Origin of the sequence: Orrella daihaiensis (assembly GCF_022811525.1) — a bacterium.
Taxonomy (GTDB): domain Bacteria; phylum Pseudomonadota; class Gammaproteobacteria; order Burkholderiales; family Burkholderiaceae_B; genus Algicoccus; species Algicoccus daihaiensis.
This window is the reverse complement of record NZ_CP063982.1, coordinates 1280918-1303367: the sequence shown is the minus strand read 5'-3', so window position 1 is coordinate 1303367 and position 22450 is coordinate 1280918. Positions and strand designations below refer to the sequence as shown.

Here is a 22450-nt window from a genome sequence, read left to right as displayed (position 1 = left end):
TAACAATAACCAAGCTAAAGTGTAGATTTAGGCCAGCCTTAGCCCGATAATCGGTTCTATCTACCCTTCGGTTTTAACCAACCCTGTAGTTCAAACCACCCTTCAGTCCCACCTGCCCTACCCCAACATCGCCACGCACTGCCCAAACACCCGCTCCCACTGCCCGATATTGCCGCGCTTTAAATCAGACTCCACGGTTTTAAGCAAGCCGTGGCTTAATTGCCCCACCAGCCCCTTCACCAAAACCTGCTCCGCTGGTGCGAGCTCATTCCAGACGCCGGCATCAAATATCTGCTTCTTCAAATCAAAGCGCAGCTCCCACTTCGCCCCGAAATCATCGACAGATTCTTCAAACCACCCTTCAAAGGGCTTGGTCTGACCATCGATCAAGGGGATCTCGACCTTCGGGTGCTGGGTAAAGTTGGCGGTTGCATCACTCTTTGCGTTTGTCTTTGTACCTGACTTGGCGGTGTTGTTAGAGATGACATTGGATGCACCAAGCCGCAACTCAAAGGCGGGCCAGGTGCTGACGCCATCCGTCAAGTTCTCAAACACCAGCCACAGGTGCTCGTAGTCTGGGTTGGTTTGGTGATTCTTTAGTCGCACGCCATCGTGTCGCAGCGCCTGCGGCAGTCGGTCGAGTGCCTCTGCCAGGCGTTTGGCCGCTGCGACTATCGCTTCTGCATCCACGCCCTCGCGTGGTCTTTCTTCCAAAGCCTGGGTCACGAGTTTGGGAATGAGCTTGAGCAAGGCCCAATCCGACGCAGAGAGGTCCCTCAGGACAGTTGCTCTTAAGACCTTGATCTCGCCTCGTCCGGCCGGGATACAGTCGATTTGATCAAGTTCTTCGGCCACGTCCGGCCAGTGGGTCAGACCCGTTGGAACTGACACCTCGTCATCTGTCAGCGATTGCGTATTAAAAGACTCTGAGGCGTTTGTATCGCCTGCCGTTAAGCTCGCTGTTTTATTAAACCGAACCCCGAGCATCCCGGCTTCAATAAAGGTTTGAAACGCCAGTTGCTGGCGCGACACGCCCGCGCTCTCCAGACCCTTAAAGTACCACTGCAGGATTTGGGGCTCGTTCGGTTCGTTCAGTTCGTCCTGCTCATCCGTGTCATCTAAAACTTCCACACTCACCGACTCATAGACCACGTAGTCCGGGTGTAGCGCCAGCATCTGACGCCAGCGATATGCTAGCGTTTCGTGACGATTCTCGGCATCCTTGTATTTGAGGAAATAGTTCTCGAGCTCTTCTTGCACCTGATGCAGCTGTAAGAGAATTAACTCCCCTTCTTCAGTGGCATCTTTGAGCTGAGCCTCTAGGTCGTAATTGCGCTGTTGCAGTGACTCAAGCTCAGTTTTAAGAACCTGCTGTTGATTTTTTTGTCGATACGCCTGCATGGCATCAACCACAGACACCCCTGCGAGCGTGTTTCCTGCCAGACGCTCAATACGGGCGGTTAATTGCTTGAGCTTGGGTGTGTGCTGAATCAACCCTTGCGCTAGATAACCTACTAGCGGCTTGTCATCGCCTGCTTCTGCAGATTGTGATATTCCTGCCGTGCCCCCTGAGAGACGGGCGCGCCATGTCTGATTGATTCTGTGCAAGACGTCGTCAAAGCCAAGCTTGACCTGTGTCTGTGTCACAAGAATCGCCTGACCACGCTGTGCCTCATAATCAGATAGCAGCTCAGCCTGCTCATCGAACCAGGCGGTTAGGTCCTGAGCAAACGCCTGATCAGATGTCTCGCCGGGCAAAGCTTCTAGGAGCTTTTCTTGGGGGGACTGAACAATGAAGATATAGCGGTCGTTCTTCTTTGCGCTGGAGGAGCGTCGCACACCAGCCACTCGCCCGTGCCCTGCACTACCCCGATTGACACCTGCACGAGCTTCTTCAGAATGTCCGAGCACCACAACGTCATCTGCACCCGCGTCGCGCAGGGCATCAGCTACCTGCTCGCCTAGGTGTTGATCTGTAGACACTACATATAAATTCATCATCTCAACTCGATTTCACGATTCAATGTTCTTGTTGCATGCACTGCTTTTATGCAATGGGTCATGTTTTTGGTTTTCTGTGACTTCTGTTTTTCATCTTTGTTTGTTGCTGCTCTGTAGTTGCTTCACTGGTTCCCATCTGGATCGAACCGCTTTTAGTTGCTGAACTCTCAAGTTCACCAATCCACAGTGGCGTTGGTGCTGTTGAACTACCGCCCGAAGATTTCTGCGATATCGTCATCACTCCAGTCATCATCGTCGTCATCCGCGGTACTTGCCTGCGATGCAGGGGCGCTGCGGTGTTGGTGCTGGTGCTGGTGTTGATGATGGTGCTGCTGCTTGTGGCCATGAGCCCGGCGTTCAATCCTCTGCGGCACGCTGACTTCGGGATCACTCTCAATATCAAGGTCTTCGGCGAGGTAAGCAACTTGTTCGCTTGCTTGAGTAACTGGCGCTGGTGTAGATGCGCGAGTCTGCTGTGTCATTGCCGCGCGGGGCGTGATTTGTAGATGAATCGCCACCAGGTGCTCTTTGCCCGTGGGACCGCGCAACTGAGTAGCGGGTGTGATCTGGCACACATGCTGGCCACTGAAGACCAATTGACCTGTGACGACGAATTGGTCTGCACCCTCGCCTTGCAAACCCAACACCACTGACTGGATGGCCTGGGCCTTTCTGCGGGTACCGACAAATTTGTTCTCATTGGTCACCTGGGACTTAAGCTTTGGTGACATGAACTTGCAGCCGTATACCAGTTTGATGCCTGGCGGCAAGCCTTTGGCTCTCATGGCAAAACCTTCCAACCGAGCATCCGTTCGTGGGTCGCCAAGCCAGGCGTTTTGTACGACCACGTCGCCCTTGCCTTCAATGTGGCCGAGCAGGTCGATCTCTAGCGATGGCACTGGATGAGTCCGTGCTGCAGGTTGCTTTGAAGTGGCCTGAGCCGCACTGGGTGCTGCTGCAGGTTGCATGCTTGCTTGCAGTTGTGCTGCCCTCGCGCTCTGGGAGATGTCGATGCGCTCAATGGCCAAGCGCGGTGACAAGGGTGTTCCTTGGTGGAATTCCGTTGCCATGAGGGTAGCGACGTCGTCCATCACCCGAACCACGATGCAGTCATCGAGTTGCGTAAAGGTGTTGTCTTCTACGCCAGCCGCAGCCAGGAAATCAACCTTGGCTTTGGTGCCCGGGGCAGTTGATAAGGCCAAGGGGTTGATGTGTTGACCGCTGGCAGACGGCATCAACCGCACTGTATACAAGCCAGGTGGCAACTGAAACAAGGACGGTTTGGCGCTCAAGGCTGCCGATGATTTGGCGGCTCTGGCCTGTTTTGAGGAGGTGGGCATAATTGATCCTACTAAAAAATTCACGTCGTCAATACATGTCGACTTTGATGTTGTCTTGCTGGCTCGACCAGTTGTTTGGTCGCGTGGCTTTTTGGCTGTCTGTCATACGATTGATTACAGCTTGGGTTGCGTCACCGCTGATGAGTTCACAATCGCTATGGCAGCACGTATACACTGTGCGGGTTACTGCATAAACGCCGAGTCAGTTATGACTGCCATACGTCCGGAATACATACCAACCAAAATCCTGTCACTGATTCTGTCCATGCGCGAGGATTTGCGTGCTTTGGGTTTTCATTTGGCGCACAAACGCGCTGAGTTTTTTCAGTGGCTGGTCAATCATGGCGTGCACGAGTATCCGGTGCTGCTTGAGCTCGAGGGTGTGCGCGACCACACTGACTGGCTCGCTGATAATCATTGGGCTCAACCTCCCCACCCGTTTGGCGTGAACCTCGTTGGTTACGCCTTCGGTGAGCTGGGCATTGGTGAAGACGTTCGCATGGCGGGTCGTGCGCTGATGGCTGCCAAGGTTCCTTTCACACTCCTGAACTTTAAGCCTGGTGACGACATCCCTCAAAACGATCACAGCATGGCTCAGTTTGTGTCTGATGACAGTCCTTATGCGGTCAATATCTTTTGTATGACGGCCCAAGAGAATGGTCGCCATTTTTTGACGCAAGGTAAAGGTCGATATGGCGGCCGCTACAACATTGGCTACTGGCCCTGGGAGCTCGCTGGCTGGCCGCGTGACTGGGAGCTGTCGTTTGACTTGGTCGATGAGGTCTGGGTCTCGACCTGGCACACCTATAGCGCGCTGGCTGACATTTGCCCAAAGCCGCTCTTTCGTATGCCCATGGCTGTCGAGATCCCAGACATCACTTGGTTTAAAACCCGAAGCCATGCTCGCGCACACTTTGGCTTGCCCGATCAGGCAACGCTGTTTTGTTTTTCGTTTGATTTCAATTCTTCCATGTACCGAAAAAACCCGCAGGCTTGCGTTGCGGCATTCATGCAGGCTTTTCCGGTTGATGTTTTCAACAGTGACGACGTCGGTTTGGTGATCAAGGCACATGCCCCCTCCAAACCGAACCCAGCCTGGCAACAACTCAAGCGCTTGGCTACTCAAGACAGTCGTATCCATATCATCGAGGGCACGCTATCGAAACCAGACTTGCTCGCCTTGTACCAAGCCTGTGACTGCTTTGTGTCATTGCATCGTGCTGAGGGATTTGGTCGTGGCATCGCTGAAGCATTAAAACTGGGACTGCATGTCATTGCCACGGGGTACTCGGGCAATGTTGATTTCTGTGAGGCTCCCGGCGCTGATCTGGTTGACTACCAGTTGATTCCGGTCAAATCCGATCAATACCCCTACGCACAAGGACAGGTTTGGGCCGATCCTGACGTTAATCATGCGGCTAGGCTGATGCTTGAGTTTGTTCAATCTGGCGCACCTAGACAGATGCAGTCTTGGTCGGCGTTTGATGCCAACGTGGTCGGGCAAACATACAAGAAGCGGTTACAACAAATCAAATCAGAAAACCCGGAGCTCTTCTCTTAACGGGTTAAATGTTGGTGTTTTGAACAGTGCTCGTGATCTGTCATCAGCACTGTCTCAACCCCGCCCACGTCTGCCTTCAGCTCTGCCGTGGCGCTCAAAGTGCTGCCATGCATCAACAAAACTCCCCTCCTCGACAGCCTTAGCGACATCAGGATAGGCTTTGAGATAAAACGCCTCATCAAACTCTTCACGAGCTTGCACAGATGGGACAGCACTGTAACGATCGGACTCAGTGGGTTTGGTTTTATGTAAAAAGAAAATCGAATGGTTAATAGTGTCTTGAACCAAAGCCCGACTGACTTGCTGTGGAACATCACCCTGTATGCAAGCCTGATATTGCGCCAGATCCATCATGGGGTGACGCAACACCGGACAGATCTCAATGTGGGCAAAGCCGGCTGCTTGTGCATCACGCCAAATATCTTCAAGCACAAAATCATTCTCGATCACGTTAAAGGTGCGCATCTCGTACTGCGACTCTGGTGACTGCGAGTGATGACGGCCGGGCTCAGACATGCCAACAATGCCACCAGGCTTTAACACCCTAAAAAATTCGGTCAGCACGGTAGCCACATTCGGAATGTGATGAAACGCATCGTTCACCACAATCCGGTCCACACTGGCGTCGGCTAGGTTTAAGCGATTTCCATCAAACGCCAAATAGGCTGGCTCAATCGACTTAGCCGGTTCAACCGGCTCTGGCATCACCGGCGGATAACGCTTAAACAATTCACGACCAATATCGAGCGCTTTGACTGAGGCGTCACAACTCGTGACCTGGCAGCCAAGTTGAATCAGGATACGTGAGAGCCAGCAAGAACCTGCCGCAAAATCCAGTACATGCATACCAGTATCTAATCGCAATCCGGCTAACAACTGACCCAGATTGGTGACTGCAGGCGCGCAATCCCTGGGGTGATAGAAAGGCTTTTGATAGAGGTAGTTGTGACCACCGCGTCCTTCGAAGTATGCATCAGCAAACTCGACGTGCTCGGCAATCGTGTGCCGGTCTATCAAGTCCTTGGGCGCAATCGGGTCTGCCGAGATCGGGTGGTCAGAATCACTCATGCGGGCATCATACGGCAAGCCATAACCCAAGCCAATCCTATACCCAATGGATTGTCCCAGATTACTTTGAGAACCCTCTATCAGACTTAGCATCCCTAAGCTGCCCCGACCTGCAGGCGCCAAATTGAGCGCATGGTCTGAGCGACCTGACTAAATGGACCAAATAACTTAAGTCCTTCTTGACCAAGCTTTGTCACCAAGGCTGGCGCTGATTGTGTCGATGCTCTGGAAACAATTAGCGGCAGTTGTTCAACCAGTTGGGCAATGACCTGCCGATCTGCATCGGTTAGTCTCACCATCACCAGGGGCAAGTCCACCAATTGGTCCTGTTTAGCAAATCGAACTTCTAGTTTGTCACCAAAGGCGTTGCTAGACTCCACAAACCAACGCTCAAACACCGTTTCACCGCGACCACGGCCAAATTCAAGTCGTGGATTCGCATCGAACACACCGTTGGCTTGAACGGTAGCCAGGTGAAACTCCCAGCCCTCAAATGTGCCCCGCCCAGTCATCACGTTGCTTAAAGACAGTCCCAGATGGGCGTAACCCTCTTGCTGCACCACGCGGGTAACATCAACACGATCAAATCTAAGCGTGGTCGGAACAGCAGCCAGCAGCTTGGCCAACTGTTGCAACCCTTTGAACCAACTGACCCACTGTCTATCGACCATCATGAGAACTGCGTACTGCGAGATCATCAGATCACACAGGGTTTTAAGCATCCGCCAGTCAGATGTCGATAAGGATTGCAAACCGAGCATGAAGGCATCGAGGTGTTCTTTGGCCTTCGGTGGCACCAACCTTAACTGTTGGTCAGTGCCGGGCGGTTGGGACAACCAATAGGGCCATGCTGACAAGCTGCCATTGTTGGTAAACCCAAACCCGAGCGCACCATCGGCTGAGATCACATCGAATCGCAGGCTAGCCCTGCGATTGCCATGAATATCGACGTAGTCATCGATTTGCCAACAGTGGTGATTGGCACTGCTTTGCTCGATCAGCTTGTCAATGCTACGGTAGTCGTATTGACCCGGGTACTTCCATCCGGCGGCGGTGTTTGTTGTCACTGTGTTTGTGCTTTGGAAGTTCATTGCTTCATTGCAGGCCTAGTTGCCGATTACTTAACCGCTACGCCCCAAAGGTCCCAGTTCCCGCCCGCTCTGACTCTGACATCGTTAAATCCCACCTTAAAACAAAACCGCTGCAGTCGTTGCGCCGTGAATCCAGTGCGGTGAGCCATGTAACCATTGCCTGACTTTAAAGAGGCCTGATGCCCAAACAGCATGTCTATTGGCCGGATGGGCCCTGCTTTGGAGTCATAGAGCACTTCGTCAGCCTGACCTTGGAGAATGAGCTCTGCAATTTGGGCGAGATCGGGCACGTTAATCAACAGAAACCCGCCAGGCTTTAGCACCCTGAAAACCTCTTCAAAGCCCTGTTCGGCTTCATGGTCATCTAGATGCTCGTGGGTGTGAGAAGAAAACACGGCATCGGCCCCTGCGGTTGGCACACCTGCCATGTCTGTCACGCTAGCCACAATGTTTGGCCTAGCAGCCGGGTTGATATCCACTCGCACTTCTGCCCACTCGTCGTCTTGGAAGCATTCAGGCAAAGGTCGGCCATTGGGGCTGCCAGCCCCAACGTGAACCAGCACCTTGGGCCCGGCTTGATTCAGGCATGGCACAAAACTCTGTAACGCTTGGGTGGATAAATCCATGGATGTGTTGGGCTGCTGTGGCGGTGTTGGGCGGTGTTGGGCGGTGTTGATCTGTGTTTGCTTTTTTGATTGGCGTTATTCGGCACTGACTGAGTGCTTGTCATGAACCCGTCCAAGCCCGCCGTAAGGACCCACCAGAAAATCCTGATTTAAGCCGGGGTGATAGTACGGATCAGTAAAGGCGGTTTGTGTGGTCATCCAGCGCCGCATGAAGTACTGTCGCTCGCGCCGGGCTCTGGCCTGCTTTTGCGGGGTGTCTTCCTTGCCACGGGTGGCCGATTCATGGTGGATCAGAGGAAAGCGCGTGGTGAGCACCACGCGCTTTCCTGACTCTCTGATGCGCAAACACAAATCGACATCGTTAAATGCCACAGGCAGGTTGGTTTCATCCAAGCCGCCTGCTTCCAGGAAGTCTTCGCGTCGGATCATGAGGCAGGCGCCAGTGACCGCCGATTGCTCGCGATCTACCCGGTTTAGACCCATGTAGCCGGGATCGTTTTGCCAGCAGTCATTAAAGGCATGCGCAGCCAAGCCATTGACACCGACCACGACACCGCCGTGCTGCACCAGGCCATTAGGCCACAGTAATTTCTTGCCCACTACCCCGACATTGTCTCGGCCAAACTGCACCACCATTTCTGTCAGCCAACGCGGATCGACGATTTCAACGTCATTGTTTAGAAACAGCAACAACTCGCCTGTGGCGGCTTCAGCTGCCATGTTGTTGATCGCCGAGTAATTGAATGGCTTGGGGTATGACAACACCGTGATGCCTGATTGTTCCAGTTCGTTCAGATAGGCGAGTGTTTCGGCACAATCGGAGTCGTTGTTGACCACGAGCACTTCAAGTTCTGGGTACTGGGTTTTAGTGATGAGGCCGTCGATGACAACGCGCAACAGCTCAACGCTGTTGCGGGTGGGCACAATCACGCTAACCAAGGGGGCTGGATCTGGCATTGGCCAAACCACTCGGGTGACTGAATCTTCCATCCCGACTTGGGCACCTGGCATCTGATGGTTTGCCAGCCAGGACATGGCGGCTAGACGCGATGAGTCAGACGGGTGTCTTTCGTGACCTTGATACAGGACTTGCCGTACGTGGATAGGAGACTGTTTCATGGCAGTCGTGTGTGCCACCACACAGGCCATGAAGGCATGCCAGGCAGAGGCTGGGTCTTGTAGTGTGATTAGCACCTCGAGCGTCTGACCGTAGTCAGTCAGCACAGTCTTGACTAAATCAGACGAGAGAAATACGCCGCGCGATACGTAGTCAAGACTATAGAAGAGGGTTTCATCCCAATCGGGCTTTAGCCAAGGGTCAGTTCGGTGACTTGCGTCAATGGCCATGACGTCATCATCGACATAACCCCAAAGCGATGGCTTGGGTATTTGTTCCGTTTGCCCCGGTTGTTCTGTGTGCAGTGCTCGGTAAGTCTCCAGCTGTGCTGCCATGACATCTAGCGCATGGGGCAGGAGCTTGTCGCCTGCCCAAAGCGGCACCACCACATCAGCCATGTCAGCAGCGGCCGCTAATCCTTTGATAATGGCTTGCGCAGACGCTTTAAAACACTCGACCTGGTTTTCTGGCAATCGCTGGCCGAAGACGCTTTGAACGGACTGATCAGCGTGTGCGTCAGCGGCGTCGGTTTCAGGGGTGATCACCACCACCGCACAGCGCAAGGCTGTCTCACCTTGGGGTGGCGCTATTTGGTACAGGTCGCACCAGGCTGCGTAATGATCAAACCCAAAGCTCACTGGGTATTGACGTTCATAGCTTGTGAGGATCGGCAAGATGGCATCCAGACCATGACCTGACGCCCAAGCATCCTTGACTAGGCCAGACAGTGTGTTGGATGTCAGGCAAAGCTCAATGGGTGAACCGTTGACCGGCTCGCCCTTGTCAGTGATCAGTTCAAGTTGGTGACGTTTACCGTCGGCCAATGATGACGGTAAGTTAATGACAAAGCCGTGACCTTGGTGCGGTTTGCGAGACAACTCTGACAACGAGCGGTTCGCGGGAACCGTAAGAATCTCGCGCAACTCACCGTTAATCGATTCAAACACTGATACCTGTCTTATCGCTTTGCTCTGTGCGCCCGCCCAGGCCCAGCCCACTAGCTTTAAGCCACCACCGTGGAACACACGATTGGCTTGCTGATCGGCAACCTGCGCATTTTGTCCCTGCCCCAAAAACACCGTACCTGCTAACCATGGCCCCTGATTGGCCACACGTGCGGTGATTTTGCTGGCACCCGATAGCCACTGCTTATCTAACTGCGCTACAAACCCATGCCACTGTGCACCGTCAGGTATTGCTTCGCCTGTGTCTTGCAAACCACTCAAATACTCATCGGCTCTCACCAAATGCCCAAAAACATCGTCGTAATAAATCTCAACGGCCAACATCGCATCTGGACTGTCGGCGTCCATCGCCCACCCCTGCAGCACATCGCCATAGAGCCCTGTGATCGAACCGAGCATGGCAGAAGAACGAGATGAGGCGTCTGTGCCCGCTGACAATGTCGCTACTGGAATAGCTTTGGCAGTGGCTTTGGTAGTAGCCTTGTTCAAAACTGAACTACCCGACGATTGTCCCTGCCCTTTAGTAACCCCGGCCGCTTGCTTGCTGTTCGTTCGCTGTGAGGAATTTTTTGATGCGGCGGAAGGTTTGGTGGTGGACTTCGCCTTGCGAGGGGGTTTTATCTCGAGTGGCAGCACGTCAGTGGCAGTAGAGAGTTTGACAGCGGGTTTGACACCGGGCTCAGCACTTTGCACGTTCACTTTCTGTGCTGGCTTCGCTTTGGTGAGAACTTGAGCCATCAGGCAGTCACCAAATCACGGTCAATGGCTTGGCGTTGGCGTTGGCCCCTAACGCCACGCACCTGTTTGCGCGTTAACACCGCTTTCTCGGTAGACCGAGCTTGAATAAAAACATGTCCATCGACCACCGGCAGATCAACATTCAGTTCTGTCTCAATCTGTTGGATGAAAGCAGTTTCTGGCGCAAGCATTACCGCGCAATTAACGCCTAATAACCCAAGCCATTGCGTCCAACTTAAGCCCTCTGGGCAATACACCGGTGCCACCCGAGCCGTGCGTCTTAACAGTTGCGCACCGGGGGTGTTTTGAGTGGTGATGAACTGGATGCCCTCACTCAGGCCAGCCGTACGGATGATTTTTAGCCACGTATCGACCACCTCGGGATCCTGTAAATCATCCACAATCAGTGCCAAGCCATCCCCTGTTGGCAATGACTTGTTCGCTAGACGGGCTTCAATGTTGTTTGAAGTGGGGTCGGTCAGCTCGGTCAGCTCCGACGACCGTCTGGCATCTAGCCTATCACTTAACACTTTGCCCAACACTTTGCCCAACACTTTGGCGAACACTTTGACGAGTGCGCTGGGCATGTGCCGGGTATCGCCCGTCACCGCCCTCACCTCGTCCATGTCTTTCGCGAGCTGATCTGCCTGTTGCGGTAAACGATAGTTCAGTTGCAGCGATGGCTGCATACGGTTGAATGTGAGCGTCACTGCAGTGTCAGTGCCCGTGATCTGCCACGTGAGTTCGATATCGTGATCTAAAGACTCAGCCCGGTCGGATGCTGGGAAGGATAGCGGTGTCTTCCGTTCTGTCGTAAGATTTGTGTTCAGCTCTGTCTTCGGTTTTTTATTTGGCCCAACCGACACTTGGCGTTTAATCACGACGGTCATGTTTCCAGACGGGTGCCACTGTTGCAAGCGTGCTCGGGCAATTGTCTCTCGGACGGACTTTAGTGGGTCTTGCTTTAGATGGTCGTCATGCAATCGCTCGGCCAATGGATAGCGTTGACGGATCACCGCATTGTTGTGCGCTGCAAGCGCCCGTTTGCGCGCGCCAAACGATTGGCCGCCCGCGTGACCGACAAACAGGTTGGTGGCGGCCACGTGGCGCCAGCCAAGCTGGCGGGCACGCAGGCACCAATCGGTCTCCTCACCATAGCCATCGATGAGATCAGTCTCATCCAGATAGCCGACTTCGTTGATGGCCTTGCGTTTAACGTAAAAACAAAACCCGCAACCGGCCACCAGTTCCTCTGGCGACAGATTGAGTTCGCTAATGACCGCATCAATCTGTTGTTGAGCCTCTAGGCTTGGCATGGGCTCGGGGTTGCCCTTGCCTGCCAGCGTCATGAACTCGCCATCGTTTGACCAAGGTGTGGCGGACGCGGTGTTGTCACCGGCGTAAGCGGCTGACTTCAAGCGGTCTAACCAGTTACCTGTGACACGGGTATCGGCATTGAGCCACACCACATCGCGCTCTGGGTGCAGTGCCATGCCACGGTTGATGTTACGAATAAACCCGAGATTGGCGGCTCGCGTGACCAGAACAATCTCGTTCTTTTGCGCCAGGTCCTGCAGCGCATCTCGCAGCAACGGATCTTGGCTTGCGTCATCGAGCACCACGATCTCATGGGGCGTGGTTTGCTGCTGACGGGCTTTGATGAGGCTCTCAAGACAGGCCAGCACATGCTCACGACCTTCAAAAACAGGCACAAGCACATCGACCATTGAACGGTGATTTGTGCTTTGTGTTGCGCTTTGCACTGGACTTTGTACTGGGCCTTGCTCTGCAGTCTTAACATCAATCGCAGCAGAGCATGCCAACGGACTACCGGCCAGTTCCTGTCCGTGCGCAAACCGCAAAGACAACGCCCGAATCGACCATGGATCTTGGGATGGGACTTTAATCACAAACCCACCCACCGAGCTGATGCCTGCTTTAGCCAACCAATCCACGGGGCTGTCTGCCAATAATTGACCCTGGCGTTTGTTTTGAGGGTCGGTGGGGTTGGTTTGTTCAATGACGAGCGAGCACGGATCTTGCATAGCCCATCGATCTAGCGCCCAACCTTCGATGACCTCACGCTTGGCATCCCAGCGGCAGTAGCCAAGACAACGTGGCGTTAGGTTTGACGCGGTTGCTTGTGCATCGATCGTATCGAGAAACTTCAAGATGGCACGCAACTCCGCACCCTGATTTAACCAGCGCAGCCGCTGCTCTAATGCGGCCCGCCAATCTTCTTGTTCACACAATCTGTGGCCAGCCTCTGTGGCTGCGGCCAGCACCTGCCAGTATTGACTCCATAGCGCCAAGCTCTGCGGATCGTGATCAACCGCTGATTTCAGTAGGCCCAAGGCGGCGACTGCATCATCGGTTGCCACTGATTTCGCGAGCAAGGCCGTCATGACGGATTTATCCACCCCACGATTGATAGCGGCAGCCAAGCGCAAACGCGCCCCGACAGGGTCGGTATCGAGCGATTGCAATGCATTTGCCAGAAGCGCATCTGTGCTTGCTTCAAGCTGCCGGGTAGCGGTTGTCAACACTGCTGTCTGAGAATGGGGAAGGAAAGGAGAGGAAGGGAGAGGAAGGGAAAGAATGTGAGCCCAATCTATGACCACAGACCACCTAAAAAAAGCAGTTCTTTAACATCAGCGTTTATTTGCTGTGACTGCGTTTTGTGGGTGAACCGCGTTGCACTACCAAACCCCGATCGGTGCGCTTGCGCGTACCGATCGGGAAACTACACCTGCATTAGACGATGTCGGTGACAACGACCACGTTGCCGATCGTGTTTGCTGCTTCCGTAGAACCAGCAATGTAAGCCACGACTTCAGCACGTTGTGCGCCATCATTAAGCACGCCCAACCAGTAGTCCAGACCCTCTTGTTCCGCATTGCGGTTAAAGGCGTTCTGATACATCTGGTTAACGAACTCTTCATTGTCCAACGTGCCGTACTTGGACTGGAACTCTGAAGACTGCAGGAAGTACGTCGCAGTATCAAAGTACGTGTTCAAGCCAGCATCGATGGTGTCTAACCAGTACTGCGCACCACCCTGATCGGCAGAGCGATCCAGGGCTGTCTGGTATAGACGCATCGCGTCGTCTTTATTGCGGGCATCATCGGTTACCACGATGCTGAACTGATCACCGTTGTCCACGATGCTGGTGCCAAAGCTGATGAAATTGACATTCGTCATTTCAACACCATTGCCACTACCCGGCGCACCCGTTAGGGTCACCACGTCACCTTCAACCGCTACAGACCAGTCATTGATGTCACCTTCTAACTGCATGACGTCAAATCCCAGACCCGCATCCACGGTGTCAATGCCCACGCCCGACACAATCGTGTCAGCGCCAGCACCCGCCGTAATGGAGTCGTTGCCCGTGCCGCCAATGATCGAGTCATCACCGCCTGAGAGCGTCAGCGTGTCATTGCCCGCTGAGCCATCAATGGTGGTGTTGCGATCACCGTTGACCGTGATGTCATCGTTACCGTTACCCATCTGGATAACGCGCTCGGTGGTGTTAAAGACGGCACTGATATCCCCGTCCCAATTAAAGACCCACCCATTCGCCCCCAACAGTTCTGGCGGAATGAATCCGAAATTGAGGGGAGCGAAGGGATCACCCTCTGGGGTGACAACCACCAAGCCAGGAGGACCTGGGTATTGCGGCACAGCGGCCGGCCCCAACCAACTTGCCACATTAATCAAGCTCAACGGACTATTAAGACCCAAAACCGTACCGAAAGCGTTGAACATCGGCTGGGAGATCGACTCGTTAGCTTCAAGTGCTTCACTGACCTGAGCACCACTATCTGGCTCGTTATAGTTCAAACTCATTATTTACTTCCTCGTGTAAGGATCTTCTTGCCCAGCGCTTTGTTTTGCGACTGTGGGAGATTTCGAACCATTCTAGTGACAGCTAAATCAATACATGCGAAGGCGGCGGAAAACCGAGTAGCAATGATGATTATCAGCAACCGCAAGGTTACAAAATCTTTCATCCCCGAAGACCCAACAATCAAACACCGACTCGATAGCCAGCGGAGGTTTTACCGTGAACACCACCGTGTCAGTTACCACTACTCACTCTCTTTGTTTGACCCAGTTGAAGGGTCTACTACGAAGCAGTGACGGTAGCGAATTGTATCGACTATCGGTTGTGTGAAAAGGGTGCCAATCATCAGGAAAACCCGACTACCCAGGCAAAGTAAAGCTGAGCTGGCAAAGCGTGGTAACTAGATGTTCGGTGATTGACGTTTATCTTGACGGCGGCTGCTACCCATGCGCGCTCTGCCGTTGACCGCAGAAACTAGTGAAAACTTAGATAATTGGGTGAAGCGAGTTGCGCCTATGATCACCTACCAAACCCCGATCGGTGTGCTTGCGCGTACCGATCGGGAAACTACACCTGCGTTAGACGATGTCGGTGACAACGACCACGTTGCCGATCGTGTTTGCTGCTTCCGTAGAACCAGCAATGTAAGCCACGACTTCGGCACGTTGTGCGCCATCATTGAGCACGCCCAACCAGTAGTCCAGACCCTCTTGTTCCGCATTGCGGTTAAAGGCGTTCTGATACATCTGGTTAACGAACTCTTCATTGTCCAACGTGCCGTACTTGGACTGGAACTCTGAAGACTGCAGGAAGTACGTTGCAGTATCAAAGTACGTGTTCAAGCCAGCATCGATGGTGTCTAACCAGTACTGCGCACCACCCTGATCGGCAGAGCGATCAAGTGCTGTCTGGTATAGACGCATCGCGTCGTCTTTATTACGTGCATCATCGGTTACCACGATGCTGAACTGATCACCGTTGTCCACGATGCTGGTGCCAAAGCTGATGAAATTGACATTCGTCATTTCAACACCATTGCCACTACCTGGCGCACCCGTTAGGGTCACCACATCACCTTCAACCGCCACAGACCAGTCATTGATGTCACCTTCTAGCTGCATGACGTCAAATCCCAGACCCGCATCCACGGTGTCAATGCCCACGCCTGACACAATCGTGTCAGCGCCAGCACCCGCCGTAATGGAGTCGTTGCCCGTGCCACCGATGATCGAATCATCACCGCCACTTAAGATCAGCGTGTCATTGCCCGCTGAGCCATCGATGGTGGTATCGCGATCACCGAGCACCGTTACCTCGTCGTCACCGTTGCCCATCACAATGACGCGCTCGGTGGTGTTAAAGGTCACGTTAATGTTGGCATCCGTATCAAACACCCAGACGCTGGTTGAAGCCAGGTTCTCTGGGGGAATGACCAGATCAACATCAGTGCCAGCGGGTGAATCGATATCGACCACCACCATCTGAGTCTCTGAGCCGGTCGGTTGCGTGACTGCACCCGTACCGGTCCAGCTACCGACGACAACAGTGGTCTCAGGATTAGACAGGTCCAACACGCCGCTGATCGAAGTCAACACTGTCGGTGTGATCGAAGGGTTGGCTGCCAGATTTTCCGATACCGCAGCCGAGGTATCTGGCTCGTTATAGTTCAAGCTCATTTCTTACTTCCTTCGTGTAGAGACCTTCTTGGCCGCCGCCTTCTTGGCAGCAGCTGGCTTCACGGGCGCCTTGTGAGCAACCGTGGGAGACTGGCGAACGATACGAGTGACTGCAGGGTCATCCCATGCGGAGGCGGCGGTAGACCGAGTAGCAAGGGGGGTTATCGACAACTGCAAGGCCACAAGATGTTCCGTCCCCGAAGGTCCAGACAATTGAACACCAGGCTCAATGGCCAACGGGGGTTCGCCCGCGAACACCACCTCACCTGATAGTTGAAACTGCTCTGCGCCTGGGCCGGTCAAATCAAACACGACCCCAAGCAATGATTTGGCTTTCTGGCGGGTGCCCACAAACTGACCCGCCACGGCAGCGGCGTAACGCCGTGTGCCTTCGATTAAAGCGCCGTAGTTCAAGCTCACCCCAGCGGGTAGGCCTTTGACATTCACAGCAAACCCCTCGATACGCGCATCGCCATCAGGGTCGCCTAACCAGTCGTTTTCTACGATGGTGTCACCCACGCCTTCGATGTGCCCTAACTGGCGCACCGGTAATTCAGTCGCTGCAGCGGGGGCCGCAGTGGGTGCAGCAGTCGGTGCCGCTGCCGTGCCAGTATCCCGCCCGGCCGCACCACGCACCGTGCTCGGGAAAGCGGTTTGGGCACCACCCCCTGCTTCAAACCCTTCCGTGGCCACCCGGTCAATTTTCAGTTTCATCTGCTGCTGTTGGCCAGCCTTGTGAAACTCGGTCAACAACAGGCTACCCACGGCAGCCTTGACCCGAACGATGACACAGTCACCAACTTTAGCCAACGTATTGCGCACCACCCCGTCACCCGGGAAAAAGTCCACCGTGCCTCGACCAACCGGGGTTGGATTCAAAGTGATGACGTTACCTGGCGCCTCGGAGGCTAATCGGATGATGTACATGCCCGGCTGCAAATAGGCAATTTTTGAAGAAACTTCGATAGCAGGTTGACTACTGTCCATATTCTCTCAACTTAGAAACCAACTTCTCTGGCCTGAACTTCCCAGTCTTGCCAACGGATCACCCCAAATATTCAGACCATCTTGGTCACGATCAATTGATCGTCTATCCGGGGGCATAAAAAATACCCTTCTTTAGCTTCAGCCTGTTTCGGTGTCGCTATTTCGCTGCCACCCATCTCATTATTAAAACCTTGGTGTGCAGGTACTGCAACTTTTGGGCTACCACTCGTAACTTAGTTCACCAGTGCTACACAATTTGTGTGAGTAAGCGACAGGCAGGCTACCGCAGGCCAGTATCCATCGGACAACTCGCCTGCCACCTGCATTCCTAGGTCAAACAGGCACCGCACTAGCCGTCACAGCAAGCACATCAAAGGAACTACAGCACTTCAGATACAGCACCTTGACTGTAGCACCTTAAAACCTTATTCACCCTAGGGGCAATTCTGTATATTGCACTACTGATGGATGGGAATCAATCATCTTTAAATCCCAAATCGATCCCAAATCAGTAACTAATTGCATTTATAACATGTGATGTAAATTAGGTTTAGTCACATCTACGAATCTAGCAACCAAGATAAACAACACAAACCAACCAACGATATAAGGGTTAACCCTGATATCGTTGGTTGGTTTTCTCTTGGGCTGATCTTTCATTGGTTGCTCTTGAACTGTTACCTGACTTTTACCCGCCCGTTCATATGAGATTGGCCGGTACGCAAAGGCAACAGGGGCCGGCGTTCGTAGCGCCGGCCCCTGTTGCGTTCACTTGGCAGATAAGGCTTTGACCGTTGGTCAGGCGACGAAGTTGATGTTGCCGTTGAGTAAGTCGTTGATGCCCACACCCACGAGTTGGACCACATCCGAGACCGATAGCGTCATACCGTCAATAAGCTCGGTAGAACGGAAGTCCGTCACGCTCTGGATATTCAGGTCAGCAATGCGGGTGTTGCCCGCGTTGTCCTGATAGGCCACCAGATAGTGGTTGTTGTCGTGGGTCTGCAATGCCCCAAAGCTGATATCGGTCAGTGGATCTGCCAAGGCTTCGGCTAAATCTGCTGCATTGGCAAACGTCACCGCGCTGGAGAACACCAGCACATTGGCCTCTGACACGGTGACGGTGTCACCCAGTTCAAGCGTGTTGCTAAAGATCGCCGCACCGAGTGCTGGGCCGCTCTCCGGTGATACGTCACGCAGCAGTCCACTGTAGGCCGTGAGCGAGAAATCGAGACGGTCAAGCTCACTGCCTGCATTAACGCCACTCTCAAAGTTAAACACGCGCGTCATGCCTGAGCTCACCCCCGTGCCCTCGCCTGCATTGGTGCTGGCATCTGATACCGGGCCACCAAGCTTGCCACTGCCTTGACCCCACCAGCCCAATTGCGGCACGTCGCGCGCATTAACGACGCTGCCGGCCAGCGCCCGGACACTGTCGCCAGGTGTCGGCGCAATCAGGTCTGAACTCATGTTGCTGGCGTACAGGCCAATCACACTGCCAGCGGTACGCCCGTCGGCCATGAAGATCACATCAGCGCCGCCGCCGGTGTAGAACGTATCCGAACGGTTAGCCACCTGAGTTCCCAGGAAGGTGTCGTTGCCGATTGACCCGCCGAGCACGTTGCCCGCTGTCGCTGAACCGACCACAATCGATCCCACGCTATCAACCACGGTCAGACCATAGGTCAGGTTCGGCGCACCATTTGCCATAATGAGACCACCGTCGGCAGACACCATGGTTTGGTCCACGGTGCCAGCGTACGACTTCACGTTGTTCGAACCATCTTGCATGTAGATGCCCATCACCACGTTCTGGAAAATCGAATTGCCGGTGGTGGTGTCGGCACCAAGCATGTTGTTCAGCGTCCATTGCGCCTCGCTAAACGAACCGTCGGCGTTGGTGGTGATGCTGGCAAATGCTGCCCCCTTGTCGGTGGTGGCAATCAGGTGATAACCACCGGGCACCGCGGTGATGCCCTCGAAGTGCGTGATGGCCTCTGGCCTGCCCTCGTAGCTGTAATAGCGGATGTCACTGATGGTGTCAGTCACAGAATCGTAGCGTGCGACATAGGCTTCATTCACGCCAATGCCGTGCTTGGAACCACCGACGATGGTGTATTGCGAGCCACCCTGCTCATCTTGCCAGATACCGTAGACGGTGCTGAACTGATCAGTGCCACCGAATGGCTCATCAAAGATCGTGTATTGGCCAGTGCGCAGGTTGTAGATAAAGCCATTGCCCGAGCCTGGTTCGCCATAGATGTCGTAGTTACCGACCGCGATATCACCCATGGTGCTGTGCAAGATGGTGTTCCAGACCTGCTTGCCACCCACGAGTTCTGAAGGCACGTCAACCTGCAGCCAACGCCCGCCTTCACCATTGACCGGACCCTCATAGACCATGCCGCGATTACGTACCTCGGCACTGTCGCCATCAACGTAACTGCCCACCGCACGCACTTGTCCTAACCCAATGCCGCTGTCAAACACGCTGGTGTTCGGGCCATAAAACGTCGCGCCCGTGACCGTCTGGCCAGCAAACTCAGGGGTTAACTGATACACCGTGCCCAAGGTGCTGTCTAGCATCGGGCCTTTGTACAGCATGGCACTGGTGACGCCGCCGATGACTTGATTGCCCGTCAAAATCACGTTGCCGCCGTGGTCAGCGCGCACACCCGTGACAAATGACGCATCACCAAACAAGCTGGTGTTCATGGTGGCGTTGCCCGATTGACCCGTCACTGCGTCTGTGACCAGCTTGGATATCAGTAGCGTGGTGTCGGACGTCACAGGCCTGACGGCCGTTTGCAGCTGGTTTTCTGATAAGGTGTCAACGCCTGCGGCTTGGGCCATCTGATCCAGATAGAGGGCAGCAGTCAGTTTGTTGTTTAACACCACCTGATCGGTCTGTTGGGCGCTTTGCGCCATTTCATAGACCAGATCAGAGATGGCCAAGCGTCCTGCAAAGAGTTCGCCATACCAGTAGTCGAACCCTGCCGTGTCAGCCACCCGGCTAAAGAGATACTGATAGGTCTGGTTGATAAAGTCAGTGACTAACTCGACTTGAGTCGCGTTGTTGCGATCAAGCGGCACACCGACTAACGCGGAATATGGTGCGTTCTCGGCCGACTGCGCAAAACTCTCACCCATTTGTGTCATGACCGTATCCAGTGAGCCGTTTTGCAGCAATTGCGTGACAGCCTCGGTGGCCCAGTAGTCAAGCCCACTGGTGTCACCAGCACGCCCGAAATACCCCACGTAAAGCGCCTCAATCTGCGAGTACACCGCTTGCGGCTGCAAGCCGTAGTCGATGAACTCACTGTCTTGGCCGCTGTTGCGATCAACCACAACCGCCATGTTGTTGTTCATGGCGATGGCACCACTGGCGTTGGGTAGAACTGGCAAGCCAAACCGATCCACGCCAAACTCATTGCCAATGACCGATTGGCCTTGCACGCCGTAGGCCAATGTCACGCCATACCCATCGTTGCCCGAGATCAGGTTCGCTTGCGGATTGTTTGGATCGACGGTGACGCCACCCACCACGTTGCCCGTGCCCAGACTGGCCAACAAGATGCCACCGGCCTGGTTACCAAACGTGGTGGTAAGCGTAGCACCCAAACCAATGGCAGAATTGAGCACATGCACGTCATGCGCAAAATCCACAATCGCAATGCCATAACCCGTATTGCCCGAGAAAGTGTTCTGTGGAATCACCGATTGGAAGTCACCGCCTACGGTGATGTTGTGAGCGTGACCACCAATAAGCAGACCATGCCCGCCATTTGGCAGCAACCCATTACCCACGGTGTTTAAGCCAACGATATTGGGATCGATTAACACGCCGTTAGCGTGACCACTGATTTCAATGCCATTGCCCAAGTTGCCCGAGAGCACGTTGGTGCGCAACTCATTGCCTAGCCCCGAGGAATCTATTTTGATGCCGTTCTCACCGTTGGGCGCAGCGCCCTGAAATGCAAACAAGCCACCGAAGGTATTGAACGAGATAAAGTTGCTAGCCGTGTCGGTGACGTAGATACCGTTAAGCAAATTGCCACCCGAGACGTTGCCTAAGGGAATCACGCCACCGACCGTGGTACCGCTTGAGTCACCATTGACCAGTATGCCGTTACCGTCATTGCCGACTAAGGTGGCGTTGTTCGCCCCCACGCCAAAGAAGTTGGCTTGCACAATGGTGTTGTCTGAATCAGTGATCTGCAACCCATGGCCACCGTTGCCACTAAGCACGTTGTAGTAAACAAACGGCTCATCGACAAAGGTGCAACCGATCAGAGCGTTGTTGTTCGCATTCAAAATGAGCACACCATTGCCGCTGTTGCCCAGATCAGCATTGCCGTTGGCGGTGGTACCGACAAAGTTACCGTTCAGAACGTTGTTCTCTGATCGGGCATCAATCAACACCCCATGCCCGCCGTTGGCTGAGATCTGGTTGCCCAACGGCGGAATCACGAACACCGGTGGCACAGTGCCTTTGGTACCTGTGGGGTTGTTCACTGCCCCGGTAGCGGCATCCACGTAGACAGTGCCGCCAATGGTGTTGCCCGTTGTTGCGCCAGTTAGCCAAATGCCGTGGCCTGCGTTACCCATGTCCGTGTTGCCGTCCGGATCGGTGCCGATCCGATTTGCCACGAGTGTATGACCCGAGCCACCTGAAATCGTGATGCCATTGCCACCATTATTGGCAATCACGTTGCCCACCACCCCTTGCACCTGGGATTCATTCAAGCCAATGAAATTGCCCGATGCCGTGGCACCGATCAAGATACCGTCACCACCGTTACCCAAGAGCGCCCCATGGGCTGCCAAACCAATGTAGTTTTTATCCAGCGTGATGCCACTGCCAGCCAAGGTGATGCCTGCGTCACTCGCATTGCCAAGTGCCAGGCCAAACAAGCTTGACCCTTGTGCGGCCACCGTAAACACCAGCCCCGCAAAGTCGTTGAAGTCTAACGTCACCACTGGCGATTGGGCCGCGAGATAGCCCGGAGCGCTCGTGGCGTCAATCGACACGGTGGAACTGATCACGGGTAAGGCACTAGCCAAGCGGATCGTGCCTGCCACCGAGAAACTAATCGAATTGCTTGCGTCCGTGCTGTTGTTAGCCGCTTCGATAGCAGCTCGCAATGAGCCGGCACCCGAATCGTTCAAATTGGTGACAACGAAATTGGCCATGACCCTACTCCCGATGGTGTTGGTGACAACGTTAGTGATGAGAAAAAATCGATAAAACCGCAACTGATGACAAACAACAACTGATCAGCCGGTTGATTATCAGTCCTCACCCCACCAGATGCTGACAAATGCTTGCAAAAAGTGGCTAGCCAAAACCGCACATTTTTAGGTAAACTTTATTTAGTAACTGTGACTCACTAACCACATGAATTTACCTACAGTTCTTGCTCGCAGCTTTGA

General features: G+C 54.0%; 12 protein-coding genes. 1 reads left to right on the top strand and 11 read right to left on the bottom strand.

Features of this window, described 5'->3' with window-relative positions; all coding sequences use genetic code 11:
* Positions 1 to 117: 117 nt before the first annotated feature.
* Together DHf2319_RS06010 and DHf2319_RS06005 are read right to left on the bottom strand one after the other, a co-directional pair.
* Positions 118 to 2001 (bottom strand): GAS domain-containing protein, encoded by a 1884-nt coding sequence (locus DHf2319_RS06010; RefSeq protein WP_243479889.1) that lies wholly within the window; start codon positions 1999 to 2001, stop codon positions 118 to 120.
* A 206-nt stretch (positions 2002 to 2207) separates the two neighbouring features.
* Positions 2208 to 3341 (bottom strand): hypothetical protein, encoded by a 1134-nt coding sequence (locus tag DHf2319_RS06005; protein ID WP_243479888.1) that lies wholly within the window; start codon positions 3339 to 3341, stop codon positions 2208 to 2210.
* Positions 3342 to 3549: 208 nt separating this feature from the next.
* On the opposite strand from DHf2319_RS06005, the gene DHf2319_RS06000 reads away from it, so the two are divergent.
* Positions 3550 to 4902 carry a glycosyltransferase gene (locus tag DHf2319_RS06000; protein ID WP_243479887.1) on the top strand — a complete coding sequence of 451 codons (1353 nt, stop codon included), beginning with the start codon at positions 3550 to 3552 and terminating at the stop codon, positions 4900 to 4902.
* A gap of 54 nt (positions 4903 to 4956) precedes the next feature.
* On the opposite strand, the gene DHf2319_RS05995 is transcribed toward DHf2319_RS06000, so the two are convergent.
* The 9 genes from DHf2319_RS05995 to DHf2319_RS05935 all read right to left on the bottom strand — a co-directional run bounded on the left by DHf2319_RS05995 (position 4957) and on the right by DHf2319_RS05935 (position 22210).
* On the bottom strand, positions 4957 to 5970 hold the full coding sequence (locus DHf2319_RS05995; RefSeq protein ID WP_243479886.1) for a class I SAM-dependent methyltransferase: 1014 nt from the start codon (positions 5968 to 5970) through the stop codon (positions 4957 to 4959).
* Positions 5971 to 6065: 95 nt separating this feature from the next.
* Positions 6066 to 7037 (bottom strand): hypothetical protein, encoded by a 972-nt coding sequence (locus tag DHf2319_RS05990; RefSeq protein ID WP_243479885.1) that lies wholly within the window; start codon positions 7035 to 7037, stop codon positions 6066 to 6068.
* 50 nt (positions 7038 to 7087) lie between these two features.
* The gene (locus tag DHf2319_RS05985; protein WP_243479884.1) at positions 7088 to 7687 is read right to left on the bottom strand and encodes a class I SAM-dependent methyltransferase; all 600 of its coding nucleotides are present in this window, start codon (positions 7685 to 7687) and stop codon (positions 7088 to 7090) included.
* Positions 7688 to 7762: 75 nt separating this feature from the next.
* A complete protein-coding gene (locus DHf2319_RS05980; protein WP_243479883.1) occupies positions 7763 to 10507 on the bottom strand; it encodes a glycosyltransferase family 2 protein in 2745 nt (914 codons plus the stop codon).
* A complete protein-coding gene (locus DHf2319_RS05975; protein WP_243479882.1) occupies positions 10507 to 13050 on the bottom strand; it encodes a glycosyltransferase family 2 protein in 2544 nt (847 codons plus the stop codon). The genes DHf2319_RS05980 and DHf2319_RS05975 overlap by 1 nt, the downstream gene beginning before the upstream one ends.
* 211 nt (positions 13051 to 13261) lie before the next feature.
* Entirely contained in the window at positions 13262 to 14356 is a 1095-nt protein-coding gene (locus DHf2319_RS13110; RefSeq protein ID WP_305802176.1) for a DUF4214 domain-containing protein, read from the bottom strand.
* A 576-nt stretch (positions 14357 to 14932) separates the two neighbouring features.
* The gene (locus DHf2319_RS13105) at positions 14933 to 16030 is read right to left on the bottom strand and encodes a DUF4214 domain-containing protein (RefSeq protein ID WP_305802175.1); all 1098 of its coding nucleotides are present in this window, start codon (positions 16028 to 16030) and stop codon (positions 14933 to 14935) included.
* Positions 16031 to 16033: 3 nt separating this feature from the next.
* On the bottom strand, positions 16034 to 17017 hold the full coding sequence (locus DHf2319_RS05940) for a hypothetical protein (protein WP_243479881.1): 984 nt from the start codon (positions 17015 to 17017) through the stop codon (positions 16034 to 16036).
* A gap of 798 nt (positions 17018 to 17815) precedes the next feature.
* Positions 17816 to 22210, bottom strand: coding sequence for a beta strand repeat-containing protein (locus DHf2319_RS05935; protein ID WP_243479880.1), 4395 nt, complete (start codon positions 22208 to 22210; stop codon positions 17816 to 17818).
* Between the last annotated feature and the right edge of the window lie 240 nt (positions 22211 to 22450).